Raw genomic sequence first — 13,614 nt, forward strand, 5'->3', positions numbered from 1 at the left:
CTTAGGCCCACTTACCCAAATAGCGGTCCCAGATCGGTCATTTCCCCGGTGGGTGTCGCGGGGCTGAACGAGTAGCTGCTGAAGAGGGCCATAAATTCGCCCCGGTCCAGCAGGCGGGTCTGCCCGCTGGGGCCGGTGGCCTGCACCTGAGCGCCGCGCACGTTCAGGCAGTATTCGCCCAGCTCGCGTACGCTGGCTTTTTTGCCCTTGCCAACGTGCAGCAGGGCGGTGACGCGGTATTCTTGGCCGCCTCTAGCGTTCAGGTACCTCAACAGTTCGGCGGCGGTCATGTTCGGTTCAGCCACTGTCAATTTAGTAACGTTCAATTCAACGCGGCTCCACCACCACCGCCGTTCCGTAGGCCAGCACCTCGGTCACGCCGTCGGTGATCTCGTTGGCGTCGTAGCGCATGGCGAGGATGGCGTTGGCCCCCCGCTCCAGGGCATGCTGGCCCATCAGGTCAAACGCTTCCTGGCGGGCTTTCTCGGCCAGTTCGCTGTAGAGGGTGATGTTGCCGCCCAGGATCGTCTGGAGGGACGCGCCGATGTTGCCCAGCACGCTGCGCGAGCGCACAGTTAGGCCGCGCACCACGCCCAGTTGGCGGATCACGCGGTAGCCTTCGAGTTCATTGGTGGTGGTGATCATCAATTTATCCATACAGCTCCTGACGGGCACCTGTGGCCCTGATCCTGAATTTTCCTGATCACGAGACGACGGTTCCTGCTCCGTCCAGCGCCGCCGTGATCGGCTGCCCGGCGCGGGCGTCCCCGAAAATAACGCGCTTGACGCCGCCTGCCACCGCCTCTGCCGCGCCCAGCACCTTCTTTTTCATGCGGTCCTGGGCAAATTCCAGGTACGACTCCACGTCATCTGCCGGAATCTGGCGGATCAGGCTGGCTTCGTCGGGGTACGCACGCAGCAGGCCCGGCACGTTGGACAGCAGCAGCAACGCCTCGGCCTTTAAGGCCACGGCCAGCGCGGCGGCGGCGCGGTCCCCGTCCACGTTGATCGCCACGCCCTCGTAGCTGCTGGCGGGCGGCGTCAGTACCGGCAGGTAGCCGGCACCCAGCAGCAGTTCGATCAGGCCGGTGTTGACCTTTTCCACCGTCCCGGTGTGATCGCCCCGCAGCACCTTCGTCTTGCCGTTTTCCACCGCGCGCACACTGTCCTTGTGGCGGCCCTCGAAGATGCGCCCGTCCAGGCCCGACAGGCCCACGGCGTTGACGCCCAGGCGTTGCAGCCGCTCCACGATGCCCTTGTTGATCTTGCCGCAGTAGACCATCTCGAAGATTTCGAGGGTCTGGCGGTCCGTAAAGCGCGAGGTATAGCCACTGGGACTGGTCACGAACCTGGGTGGATGGCCCAGCGCCTCAGCAATACGGTTGGTCTCGCCGCTGCCGCCGTGGACCAGAATCAACTTCTCGCCCGCCTTCCAGCGCGTGGCCAGATCGGCGCACACCGCGTCGTAATCGATCCCGGCGCTGCCGCCTACTTTGACCACAATCAAGCCCGTACCCTCATGCGGCGCATGCTAGAGCAAACGGCAGAGGGCGAGGGGTGGGTCAGACGTTCAGACCGTCCGTGTCACCCCATCGTGCGCGGCAGAGGCTGGCTGGCCAGAATCTTCTTCGGTTCACGGAATTCGATGTTTTCCCACTCGCCTTCCTCGATCACCTGTAATTCTGGGTTCAGGGCGCGGAAGTGGGCCACCACCTCCTGCACCAGATCGTCCGGGGTGCTGGCGGCGCTGGTGATGCCGACAGCCTTCATGCCGTCCAGATCGAGGCCCGCCAGATCGGCCACGGTTTCCAGTCGTTCGGCGCGGCCACAGGTCTCGGCGGCCAGCTCCAACAGCCGCATCCCGTTGCTGGAGTGCGTGCTGGTCAGCACCAGAAAGGCATCCACGTTGGGCGCGATGGCCTTCACGGCGTCCTGGCGGTTCTTGGTGGCGTAGCACAGGTCCTCGCTGGGCGGCACGATCAGCTTGGGAAAGCGGGCCTTCAGGATATCCACCGTGCGCCGCGTGTCGTCCACGCTGAGGGTCGTCTGGGTCAGCACCACCAGTTTGTCGGGGTCCGGCACCGTGACCGTGTGCGGGTCGTGCAGGCCCTCGCCGCGCTTGCCCAGCACGCCCACCAGAATGGTGTGGTCCGGGGCCTCGCCGCGCGTGCCGATCACCTCCTGGTGCTGGGCGCTGTCGCCGATCAGCAGGATGGTGTGGCCCTCACGGGCGTATTTCTTGGCCTCGGTGTGGACCTTGGTGACCAGCGGGCAGGTCGCGTCGATGGTGGCCAGCCCCAGCGCCCGCGCCCGCTCCCGCACCAGTGGGCTGATGCCGTGCGCGGAGAACACCACCGTCTCGCCGCCGTCTGGCAGGGCCTCGATATCGTCCAGATTTTCCACGAAATGCACGCTGTGGTCGCGTGCCAGCCGGTCCACGACGGTGTGGTTGTGGACGATGGAATGGTAGACCGTCACCGGTTTTTCCTCGGTCCGCGCGGCGCGTTCGACTGCGCCAATCGCCATGACCACGCCCGCGCAAAAGCCGCGCGGTTTGGCCAGATACAGGCGCTCAACCATGTGAGGCACGCGTGGGCAGGGCGGGGAAGAGGTCAGTCATGGCCGTAGTTTACGGGCCGGGGCGCGGCGTGACCGTGTCGGCTGTCCCGGCGGCGGGTTGTGGCGTCAGGTCAGGGGTCACGTTCTTCAGCCACCATTCGTCTGGCACAGGGCGGCTGGCGGTCTTCCAGATGGTCTCAAAGCTGGTTTCCTGCTCCTGCACCGCTGCCGGATCGTCTGTCGCCAGGGCGGCCTCGGCCAGCCCCAGGGTGCCCCAGGAACTGAAATGAAAGTTCATGCTGCCCACCACCACCATGCGGCGGTCCACCGTTAGCGCCTTGGTGTGCATGTTGAAGGTGGTATACCGCGCCTCGAAATGGTCCTGGATGCCCTGGCGGCGCAACTCCTGACGCAACAGGGTGATGCCGCTGCGGTTGGGTGCCGCGCTGATTCCGTAATCCACAGTCAGTAGCCGGACCTGAACCCCGCGCTCCAGCGCGTCCAGCACAGCCACCATGTACACCGGCCAGGAGTCCGGGCCGCAGCCCTGCGGGTTCAGGTACGCGCCCCAGCAGTTCGGCGTGGGGCCAAAATCCGCCTGCATCAGATCAATCTGGCTTTTTGCCGCGCCCAGCAGGGCCAGATGGGCGCGGTCCGCCGCATCGTCGCCGGGGCGGCGGTACAGCATGAAGGCCCGCGCGTGGCCGCCCGGTACGGCTTCCCGTGCGGCTGCCGGGTGCGTTACCGGGTCCGGTGGGGCCATCTGGCACTGCGCCTCTGCCGTCTCACGTGTCACGGAGTCCGGGCAGCGCAGTTGCAGGCTATGCCGCCACAGATCGTCGAAGACGGCCACGCCGCTCTGGGCCACCGGCCCGCTCATCCGCAAGCCCAGATCATGCAGTCCGCGCCCCCCTGGTTCGGTAGCAGGCAGGTGCCAGTCGGTGTAGTTGTATCCGGCCACGGTCAGGTCCCGTCCGTCGATGACGTGTAACTTGACGTGGCTATGCGGAAAATAGCGGTAGTTGAGGATGCTGAGCTTCCAGCCCACGCGGGCGTCCTCCAGCGGCACGCCCAGCCGTAGCAGATCGCCCAGCAGCGCCAGCGGCTGCGTGCGGCCATCTGGGCGCTGAAAGTCTGGAAAGCCGCCCAGCAGCGCCCGCACCGTCATGCCCTGCGGGTATGCAGCGGGATCGGCCCGCACCCGCCCATACAGCGTGGCCACCGCCTGCGCGAAGGTCCAGCCGGGTTTTCCTGGCCCGCCCTGCCATTCCATGCTGGCCAGCAGCACCTCGCTGTGGGCGTTGGCAATCTGGCTGGCCGTGATTTCGAAGGCGTCCAGCGGTGTGGTCAGGCTGCGCGGCGTTCGTAGATAGCCCACGAAAGCGTTGTCACAACTCAGGTCCGGCTGGCCGTTCTCGGTGACCACCCCCCACACCGCCCGTTCCAGCGGGTCCGTGGGCGGGACGCAGACAGGCAGATTCAGGGGCGCGGCGGGCAGCGCGGGTCCCAGGAAAAGCGGCAATTCCGCACCCAGCCCTGTCCCGCCGCAGGCCAGGACCGCGAGGGTCAGAAGAGAACGCGCCGCACGGGACATCACACCGCAGCATAGGCCCGCCAGAACCGTGCAGGGCGCAGTTTAAGGCATGTCTCGAAATCTCTCAGAGAGGCGTCAGCTTGGGCGTGGAGACCGGATGATGGTCAGCGGGTGGAAGGGGGAGAAGCGCACCTGATGCCTGCCTCAACTCCATCGCTTCTTCTGAAAAAACTCTAGTCCACCACTTCAAAGCCCAGTCGGGCGGCCTGTTCCACAAAGAAATTGATGTTCTCGCTCAGCGTCTGTGGTCCCAGACTCTTGCGCTGGTGTTCTCCGGTAGCCGCGATGATCAGCGTTTCGGCCAGACAGGCGGGCACCGCACCCTCGCCAAATTGCAGGTCGATGTTGCTGGTCATACCGCCGGGGGGGCGCACCACGCCGCCAGGAATGATCCGCACGCCGGGAATGCTCGCCACGCTCTCGTCCACATCTGCCGGGCGGCCCTCGTCGAAGATCCAGGTGCCGGGCTTGACGTGCTGCGGAAAGATTACCGGCAGCGGGTCACTGGTGGCTGTGAAGATCAGGTCCGCGTCCTTCAAGGTGGCGTAATCGGTGGTGGTGATGATCTCGGTGTCCTTGTTGGCGCGGCGTAGGGTGGCGGCGCTGCGTTCCAGCTTGTCCAGATTGCGCCCCAGCATGATAATTCTGGCCACCTGTGGCGCAATGGTCCGCGCGATGCCGAAGGCCACCACGCCGTTTGCGCCCACGATTCCGGCGGTGGCGGCCTTCAGGTCCCGGCCCTCGGATTCGAAGTGTTTCAGGATGCCCGGAATCGCGGCTTTAATGGTGCCGGAGGTATACGCGCCGCCATTGGTCACAGTAATTTCGGGCACGGCGGCCTGCACGTCCACGCCCTTGTTGCCCACCACGGACCAGAACGCGCCCAGCCCGAAGACCTCCGCGCCCAGCTCATGCGCCAGCCGCGCGCCCTCGATGGCCCGGCGCGTGGCCAGCTCCGGGTTGGTGTCGAACACGTCGGGCAGCAGCGGGCTGGACAGCAGGTAGCAGCGGATGCTCTGGCCCTCCGGGGTGCGGATGCCGCGCAGTTCGCCCACCTTCATGGGGCGCAGGTTGGCGGCCATCTGGCGCACGCTGGCCTCGCTGATCACGCCGCGTTCCACCAGCGGTTTGAGCCACGCGAAACGGGGGGCGGACCAGAAATTTTCCAGCGTCATTGGGTGGATCATGAAGGCGGCCACCACCTCGTCGCTGCGCTTTCCAGCCAGCGGCACTTCCTCACCAAATTTCGGCTCGGTGCCGTCCAGCATGCGCCCGATGTTCTCCTTGAAGCGCCAGCCCGCCGCCACCAGCAGCCCCAGTGCCCCCAGCTTGGCCGGAACGCCGATGGGCAGCAGCGCCACCACAGCGGCGAAGACCGCCAGTCCTGCCAGCGTGGCCGCGCTGACATAGCCCCAGTACCCGGTGACGCCCGCGTAGACGATGACAGGCAATGCGGCCACCCACAGCGGCACTGCCCCAGTGACGGCCACCCCAGCCAGCACGCCCAGCAGCACCAGATTCCCGCGCCCACGCGGCGGCACTCGTCCAAAAGCTGAGCCGTAGAGCGGCAGGTAAAGAGCGTTCGGCGGATTGAGATGCCCCAGGTACGCGGCGAGTGCAGCCAGCACGGTCACTTCCGGCAGTCCCAGGCTGGAGGCCATCAGCACCGCCAGCAGCCCCTTACCCGCGTCCAGCAGTGCGGAAGCGGTGGCTAGCCCTGGCCCCACCAGCCGCAGCATGTTTTCCACACCCAGGTTGTGCGCGCTGCTCAGGCGGGTGTTGACCCCGGCGCGGCTCAGGAGCAGATAGCCCAGCGGCAGGCTGCCCACGAGAAAGGCCACCAGCAGCAACAGGGCCGACAAAAACAACATGTCGGGCATTCTAGGGCTTTTGGTAAATCGTCAACGGTAGACAAATGGCAGTTCACGGTGCGCGCGGGAGGTGGAAGAACGCCCAATCCTGTTCCAGAGCAGGCCAGAGACGGAATGCAGTCATCTTTTTCTGGAGACAGACTGCGGAAGTAACCCACAGAAAAGAACACCGCGAGTCGGCGTCGATCCTGTGCCTGACTCGCGGTGCTTATTTCCCTGTGACGTTCAATGGTTGAAACGGGCTTCAGATTTACTTGGCGGGCGGCATCAACACGGTGTCGATGAAGTGAACCACGCCGTTGATGGCTGGCACATCGGCCCTGGTGATGGTGGCATTGTTGATCGCCACGGTGCTGCCATCGACCTGAATGTCCACTGCCGCGCCGTTCACGGTGTCAGCCGTGGTGAGCTTCACGACATCGGCGGCCATGACCTGACCAGCAACGACGTGATACAGCAGCACAGCCTTGAGCTTGGCCGGGTCTGCCAGTAAGGCATCCAGGTCCGCTTTCGGAATCTTGGCAAAGGCGGCGTTGGTGGGCGCAAACAACGTGAAGGGTCCCTTGCCGATCAGAGTGGCCTCCAGATCAGCGGCCTTCACGGCGGCCAGCAGGGTGGTGAGGTCGGGATCCGTCGAGATGATGCCAGTGATGGTCTCTGTCGGCTCGGCCATCGCTGCCGTTGGGGCAGCCGCTGTCGTCGCTGCCGCCGCCGTTGCTTCGGGCGTGGCCATCGCGTTAGCGGGCGGCATCAGCACGGTGTCGATCACATGGATCACGCCGTTGGTGGCCTGCACATCGGCCTGAGTCACGGTGGCGTCGTTGACCATCACCTTGCCGCCGCTCACCTTGATGTTCACCGCCGCGCCGTTCACTGTTTTGGCTGTGGTCAGTTCAATGACATCGGCGGCCATCGCCTTGCCCACCACAACGTGATACAGCAGGATGGACTTGAGCTTTTCTGGATCGTTGATCAGCGCGTTCAGGTCAGCGGCGGGAATCTTGGCGAAGGCTGCGTTGGTGGGAGCAAAGACGGTGAACGGGCCAGCGCCGCTCAGGGTTTCGACCAGGCCAGCGGCCTTGACTGCCGCCAGCAGCGTGCTGAAATCAGGGTTGGTAGAAACGATTTCGGCAATCGTCTGGGTGGGTGCGGGCGTGGTCTGTGCGGCCCCCATGGCAGAAAGCATCAGCGCACCCGTCAACATCAGTGTGGTCTTCTTAAACATATCGGTCTCCTCTTGTGCTGAAATAGAGCGTCGTAAAAATGTCACCGATTCAGCCCTGAACTCATCTAACTTCACTATAATTTGAATGAGTTAGTTTGAAATGGAAGCAGTTGGACAAAACTCTGTCCAGAGGGGCTGATTGCTGATTATGCTAAAGAACAGGGCTGAACACACGAGTAGGGCGAAGTACAATGTGTCCATTGTGAACTTCGCCTTAACGTTTGACTTGTTGAGATGTTCTTTTTATTGGACTCGGTTCAATCGTCCTGATCCTGTGCCGAATCAGACAGAAATTGTGAAACATACTTCAGGTACGACTGCCGTCCCCCAGCTTTCTGCCCCGTTTTGACCGATGAGCGCAGTCGTCCCAGGATCAGCCGCATTTCCTCGGCGCTGACAGGTTCGGTGGGCAGGATGTTGTCTGGGCGGCCCACCAGCATTTCCGCGATGGGCAGCACGGCGTCATGCACCTCGGCGCGCAGGCCGTCCAGCTTGCCGGGCTTGAAGGCAAAGGCGGTGGCCTCGGCCCGGTAGCGCCGCGCCAGTTCCTCGTAGGCGGCGTCCACCTGCGCGTCGGTCAGTTCGGGGTGTTCGTCGTACACGCCGTACACCGCCAGCTCGATGCTCATGAACTGGTTCTCGTATTTGTCGGTGAATTCGCTCATCGCAACTTTTCCCTGATCCAGCCGCTCAACTCGCTGATCTTCACACGCTCCTGCGCCAGCGTGTCGCGGTCCCGCACGGTCACGGTGTCTTTCAAGGCTGGGTCAGATTCCTTGCCCTCGCCGCCGCCCAGGCCCAGGGTGTCGAAGTCCACCGTCACGCAGTACGGTGTGCCCACCTCATCGTGGCGGCGGTACGCCTTGCCGATGTTGCCGCTGTCCTCGTACAGCACGCGGCCCAGGCCCAGGCCCTGAAGCTCGGCCTTGATCGCTTTGGCCACCGTCGTGATTTCCTCGCGGTTGCGCGCCAGCGGAATCACGGCCACCTTGATCGGCGCGAGGTGCGGCTTCAGCTTGAGGACAATCCGCTCGCTGCCGTTTTCCAGCGTCTCTTTCGTAAACGCCTCAGACAGTACGGCCAGCAATGCGCGGTCCACGCCCGCCGACGGCTCGATCACGAACGGCACGACGGGCTTATTCGTCTCCGGGTGCGGGATGGTCAGCTTGGCGATGGAGTCGTTGTTCTCGCTCACCGTCGCCACCAGATTCAGCTCGGATTGCGACTTGGTGTGGGACCCCAGATCGTAGTCGCTGCGGTTGGCGATGCCCTCGATTTCTTCAAAGCCCAGCGTGGGATAGTCGTACATCAGGTCATAGGTGCGCTTGGAATAGTGGGCCAGATCCTCGGGCGGCACGTCCAGAATCTCGATCTTGCTGCGCGGGATGCCCTGGGCTTCCCACCACGCCAGCCGTTTGTCCAGCCAGTGCTGATGCCAGTCCTCGTCGGTGCCGGGGACGCAGAAGAATTCAATTTCCATCTGCTCCAGCTCGCGCACGCGGAAGATGAAGTTGCGCGGCGTGATCTCGTTGCGAAAGGCCTTGCCGATCTGCGCGATGCCGAAAGGCAGGCGGCGCGAGGTGCTGTCCACCACGTTTTTAAAGTTGGTGAAGATGCCCTGCGCGGTTTCGGGGCGCAGGTAGCCGTAACTTTCCTCATCCGCCACCGGGCCGATGGTGGTCTTGAACATCATGTTGAAGGGCTTCGGCTCGGTCCAGTCGCCCACCTCGCCGGAAAAGGCGTCGCGCACCCCTGCCGCCTTCAGGACTTCAGAAGCCTTCGCGGGCTGCTTGATCAGGGCCGCCACCACCGCCGGAAAGTTACTCGCATCCTCGCCAATTCCGGCGGCCACTTTCTCAATTACGTCGGCCTTCTGATCCTTGACCAGATGGTCCAGCCGGTAGCGCTTGTTGTTCTTCTTGTTGTCCACCATCGGGTCAGAAAAGGTGGCCTCGTGGCCGCTGTGGCGCAGGACCATACGGTGCATGATGATGCTGGAATCCAGTCCCTCCATATCGTCGCGCTCGTAGACGTTGGCCCGCCACCACGCGGCTTTGATGTTGTTCTTCAGCTCCACGCCCAGGGGGCCGTAATCGTAAAAGCCTTGCAGGCCGCCGTAGATCTCGGACCCCTGAAAAATAAAGCCCCGGCGTTTGCACAGGCTGACCAGTTCTTCCATCGATGATGCGGGCATCTTGCGTCCTCCTTTACGGGCCTTGCCCCGCTGGAAGACAATAAAAACGCCCCAGACGGCACTTGCTCAGCCCGTCTGGGGACGCGAAAAAACTCCGCGCGGTTCCACCCCAGTTCCAGCGCGCGGCGGTCTGCCGCATTCTGGCCCTCTTTGAATCTTCAACAGCTCCCCGCCGCCCTTCACACGCTGCCGCCCACCTGACTTCCACCGTCTCAGGCTCGCTCTTAAGGGGCACATGCGCGCTACTCCTGCGGATCAACGCTGCGGGTATTGTGGCGCGGCGCGGGGGAGAGGGTCAAGTGGGCCGTCTGTTTCAGGGCACCCTGACCACCTGCGGCGTCAGTTTTCCCTGGCTGTCCACATGCATCAGCGCCAGCCTGCGCTGTCCGGGGTGCAGGTCAAGCTGATGGGCGGGCCTGCCCTGCGTATCTAACAAAATCCACAGGTCAGGCGTTTCCATGTGCCCGTGCAGACTGGCGCTGAATCCATCTGGAAGCAGCGGCAGGGTGCGGAGGCGTGCGCCGTTGTCGCTCTCTAGCCCCAGGGGATGCCACACCACTTCGTCGTTCACGGCGCTGGGCGTCAGGTCGGCGGCGCGGTTCTGTCCGCTCAGATACCGGGATGGGGTGGGCCGCGTGGCGTGCGAGAGCAGGACCTCCGCACCCGGCGGCCCGACGCTCAGCCACAGCCGCCCATGCCCGCGTAGCCAGCGTAGGTCTTCGGCCAGTTCGCCCGCCTCCCCCTTGCCTTTCCAGCCGTACGAGGCCGCCGCCTCTCTGCCGCCCACCCGCCACCACACGTCCATCAGGGGGCGGTGATCGTCCAAAACGCTGGCCATCGCCATCACCTCATGGTTGCCCAGCAGCACCTCGGCGCGGCCAGACCCGTGCAGTGCGCGCACCGTCGCCAGGATTTGCCGCGAGTCGTCGGGAGTGCCGGGCATCGTCCCGGCTTTGCGGGCCTCGCGGCGGCGCGGCGAATCGTCGATCAGATCGCCCAGAAAGGCCAGACGGCTGGCGGGGTGTCGGGCCGCCTGTTGTAGCGCCGCGTCCAACCGGGCCGCGTGGCCGTGCAGATCGGGGATGACCAGCCAGGAGCCGTCCCACTGCCGGGCGTGCCAGGGTGGGGCGGGCGCGATCATTCGGTCAGTTTAGAGGGGTGGATCAGTTGAGAAGGACGGTCCAGTTCAAGGGGTGGCCCGCATCTTCCTGCCCGTGAAGCTGAAGGCCAGCAATGCCGCGCCCACCACCAGCGCTGCACCCGCACCCCACACGAAGCCGTTGGCCGGGTGATCGGTGGGCGCGCTCAGCAGCAGTGGGCTGAGAAACTGCCCCAGAAACACGGCGCTGCTCATGCCCGCCACGATGCGCCCGCGCCACGCCGAGGGCGTGATGTCGGCCAGCCAGGTGTACAGGTTGGGCAGCACCAGTCCGCCGCCCAGCCCGGCCACGATCAGGCCCGGAACCACGGCGGCGATACTCTGCCCCTGCGACACGACGGCCCACCCCCCAGCCACCAGTCCAAAGCCCAGCGCCGCCACCTTGCGCGCATCGAAACGGCCCGAAAACCGCGAGTAGGTCAGCGAGGTGATGGCCGCCGTCAGCGTGAACGCGCCCAGCAGCAGGCCAGTGGCGGCGGGCGAGGCCCCCAGGAATTTCATCAGGAACGGCCCCTGCGCGGGCATCAGGTAAAAGATGACCATGTAGGCCAGGGCCAGCGCGTAGACCAGCCCGATGGCGCCCCAGGCGGTTTTGCCCTCTGGCTCGTGGCTGATGGGTGCCACATGTCTGCCTCTGGGCAGCCGGAAGACCAGCGGCAGGATCAGGAGCGAGATGAAGTAGATCGCGAAGGGCGCGCGCCAGCCTACCCCGGCCAGCAGGCCGCCCAGCGGCAGCAGCACCGCGCCGCCGAAACTGGTAAAGGCGGCCTGCTGGCTCAGGAACTTGCCGCGCGCGGGGCCAGTGAACAGGTCATTGACCAGCGCTCCGCCCGCCGTCATGGTCCCGGCCACCGCCAGCCCCAGAATGACCCGGCCCACCAGCAGCGCCCCCAGCGAGGACACGATCAGGCCGCTGGCCCCGCCCAGCGCGTACAGCAGCAGCGAGCCGATCAATATCGGCCTGCGCCCGAAACGGTCGGCCAGCACGCCGCTCAGCGGGGCAGAGAGGGCAATCGCCAGCCCCACGATGGTCAGCGCCAGCTTGACCAGAAGTTCGGCGTTCGGCTGGTCGGCAAAGTGCGCCTGCATGGCGGGCAGCGCGGGCGCGATGGTGGCCCCGGACATGATGGTCAGGGCCGCCAGCAGCAGCAGCGTCAGGCGGGTAGCGAAGTCGGGCGGGGCCGCACCGGACACAGAAGATGGGGGAGTGGCAGAGGCAACGCGGGTCATTGGCATGACTATAACTTCAAAAAGTCAAGCGGTGTGTCGATTGAAGCTGAAATCAACACTGCCGCCCAGAGGGCAGTTCTCGCTCACGGAGCTGTTGGCGACGATGGAGGCAGCTCCGCCCCTGGCAGCACCCAGACGTTCCTGAAACTGACCTTGCTGCCGTGGTCCTGCAACACGATGGGTCCGGGCGAATCGGCCTCCGGGTCACCCAACAGGGTGGAGGCACTCAGGGGCACGTCGTCCTGCACCTTCTCGCCGTTGAGGTACACCGTGGCGCGGGCGTCTCCGGTCTTCTGTCCATCTTCCCAGCGCGCCGCGCGGAATTCGATGTCGTAACTCTGCCATGTCCCGGACGGCAGGGCGGCGTTGCTGCGGGCGTCGTGCTGGCCGTAGATGGCCCCCAGATCATTCTGGCCCTCCAGCGTCGCCCCGAAGGAATCGAGAATCTGCACCTCGTAGCGGCCCTGGAGGTACACGCCGCTGTTGCCCCGGTCCTGCTCGGCCAGACCCGTGCGGCTGGCGGGCACCCGGAATTCCAGATGCAGCCGGAAGTCCCCGAAGCTGCCCCGCGTGCGCAGGTCATTGGTGTCCTGGGGGTCACTGCTGGGCTGAACGGTCAGCGCGCCGCCCTGCACCGGCCACCTCACGTCGCCCCCGCGCCGGTCCTGCCAGTCGCTGTTGACACTCTGCGCGGTGCTGGAACTCCCCAGCAGCACCTGTGCGCCCGGGGGCGGGGTCAGGTAGGCCAGTGGGCGCAGTTCGATGTCGCGGTAGGACACGGCTGCGCCCTCGGCCTGGAGGGCAATGCGGCCAGCAGTCAGGGCCGAGCCGTCCGGCGCGCGCAGGTGCGTGGCCTGCGCCGCGAGTTGCCCGTTGACGATCTGCGTGGCCTCGTCGCCGGAGACCACCAGTTCCAGCGTGTTCCAGCCCGGCAGCTCCTGTACGCCGCCCGCGCGGACCATGCGCCGATAACTGTCGGCCACGTTGCTGGTGGTCACGGGCTGGCCGAGGGGGTCATATTGCAACTCCTGCGCCCCCGGATCGCGGACGGTGGCCGTCAGGTTGCTGCCGCTTAGTTGCCACAGGTCCCCGGTGCCGCCTTCCAGAATCTGAAATTCCGCGCTGGCGGGCCAGACCCTGTCGGGGCCAGTGACGTGGTACAGCACGCCCGAATCCCGCGCATCAGCCGCACGCGGCGCGAACTTCTGCTGGTCCCAGCGGTAGTGCAGCCGCAGCCGGTAATTGGCATAGCGTTTGTCAGTGAGCAGGTAGCCGAACTCGCGCTCCCCGGCGGTGGGCGCAACGTTCAGCACGCGAAGCTCGCCGCCCTCGACTTTAAACACGCCTTCTGGATCGTTGCCCGCACCGCGCGAGGGCAGCCAGGAGGTCCAGCCACTCAGGTCCGTGCCGTTGAACAGCGGGGTCCAGGCGGTCTGGGGCTGAAGGGCGGGGGCCAGCTCATCCGCCGAATCGGGGAGTGCCGCCGTCCCCGACACCCCGGCGCAGGCCGAGAGCGTTCCGCCCAGCAGCAGTGCCAGACCGATACGGCGCACTCGCTGCCACAGCAGGTCTGTGGGGGGCGAGTGGGCAGAAGGGAAAGTGTCGGGCATGGATCTCCTCGAATGAAACTCGGCGGGTTCTGCTGGGATGGCAGGGGCAGGCAGAATGGCAGCGGCGGGCAGCACAGCTCACCCATGCTTCCCTACTTTAGTGAGAAGCACTGTCCAGTCCGGCTCAGATTGGGTTGGCTGACCTGATGGTTCCGTTCATTCGGCGCGCGGC

At 65.1% G+C, this 13,614-nt stretch carries 12 protein-coding genes; all 12 read right to left on the reverse strand.

Annotated elements, in window-relative coordinates; translation table 11 throughout:
• Window positions 1-11: 11 nt before the first annotated feature.
• The 12 genes from DAAJ005_RS04890 to DAAJ005_RS04945 all read right to left on the reverse strand — a co-directional run bounded on the left by DAAJ005_RS04890 (window position 12) and on the right by DAAJ005_RS04945 (window position 13,442).
• Entirely contained in the window at window positions 12-326 is a 315-nt protein-coding gene (locus tag DAAJ005_RS04890) for a hypothetical protein (protein WP_370519768.1), read from the reverse strand.
• A gap of 1 nt (window position 327) precedes the next feature.
• The gene (locus DAAJ005_RS04895) at window positions 328-657 is read right to left on the reverse strand and encodes a YbjQ family protein (protein ID WP_151846136.1); all 330 of its coding nucleotides are present in this window, start codon (window positions 655-657) and stop codon (window positions 328-330) included.
• A 46-nt stretch (window positions 658-703) separates the two neighbouring features.
• Window positions 704-1,507, reverse strand: a complete 804-nt coding sequence (locus DAAJ005_RS04900) for a [LysW]-aminoadipate kinase (protein WP_151846137.1) — start codon at window positions 1,505-1,507, stop codon at window positions 704-706.
• Between the two features lie 77 nt (window positions 1,508-1,584).
• Entirely contained in the window at window positions 1,585-2,580 is a 996-nt protein-coding gene (ispH, locus tag DAAJ005_RS04905) for a 4-hydroxy-3-methylbut-2-enyl diphosphate reductase (protein ID WP_151848395.1), read from the reverse strand.
• 49 nt (window positions 2,581-2,629) lie between these two features.
• Window positions 2,630-4,153, reverse strand: coding sequence for a phospholipase D-like domain-containing protein (locus DAAJ005_RS04910; protein ID WP_151846138.1), 1,524 nt, complete (start codon window positions 4,151-4,153; stop codon window positions 2,630-2,632).
• A gap of 173 nt (window positions 4,154-4,326) precedes the next feature.
• A complete protein-coding gene (locus DAAJ005_RS04915; protein WP_151846139.1) occupies window positions 4,327-6,024 on the reverse strand; it encodes a glycerol-3-phosphate acyltransferase in 1,698 nt (565 codons plus the stop codon).
• Window positions 6,025-6,274: 250 nt separating this feature from the next.
• On the reverse strand, window positions 6,275-7,249 hold the full coding sequence (locus tag DAAJ005_RS04920) for a fasciclin domain-containing protein (RefSeq protein WP_151846140.1): 975 nt from the start codon (window positions 7,247-7,249) through the stop codon (window positions 6,275-6,277).
• Window positions 7,250-7,506: 257 nt separating this feature from the next.
• Entirely contained in the window at window positions 7,507-7,914 is a 408-nt protein-coding gene (locus DAAJ005_RS04925; protein WP_151846141.1) for a hypothetical protein, read from the reverse strand.
• Window positions 7,911-9,443, reverse strand: a complete 1,533-nt coding sequence (locus tag DAAJ005_RS04930; protein ID WP_151846142.1) for a glycine--tRNA ligase — start codon at window positions 9,441-9,443, stop codon at window positions 7,911-7,913. The genes DAAJ005_RS04925 and DAAJ005_RS04930 overlap by 4 nt, the downstream gene beginning before the upstream one ends.
• Window positions 9,444-9,756: 313 nt before the next feature.
• Window positions 9,757-10,584 carry a metallophosphoesterase gene (locus DAAJ005_RS04935; RefSeq protein ID WP_151846143.1) on the reverse strand — a complete coding sequence of 276 codons (828 nt, stop codon included), beginning with the start codon at window positions 10,582-10,584 and terminating at the stop codon, window positions 9,757-9,759.
• 45 nt (window positions 10,585-10,629) lie between these two features.
• Window positions 10,630-11,832 (reverse strand): MFS transporter, encoded by a 1,203-nt coding sequence (locus DAAJ005_RS04940; RefSeq protein WP_226342578.1) that lies wholly within the window; start codon window positions 11,830-11,832, stop codon window positions 10,630-10,632.
• 83 nt (window positions 11,833-11,915) lie between these two features.
• Window positions 11,916-13,442, reverse strand: a complete 1,527-nt coding sequence (locus tag DAAJ005_RS04945; protein ID WP_151846145.1) for a DUF1080 domain-containing protein — start codon at window positions 13,440-13,442, stop codon at window positions 11,916-11,918.
• Between the last annotated feature and the right edge of the window lie 172 nt (window positions 13,443-13,614).

Origin of the sequence: Deinococcus sp. AJ005, assembly GCF_009017495.1 — a bacterium.
Classification (GTDB): Bacteria; Deinococcota; Deinococci; order Deinococcales; family Deinococcaceae; genus Deinococcus.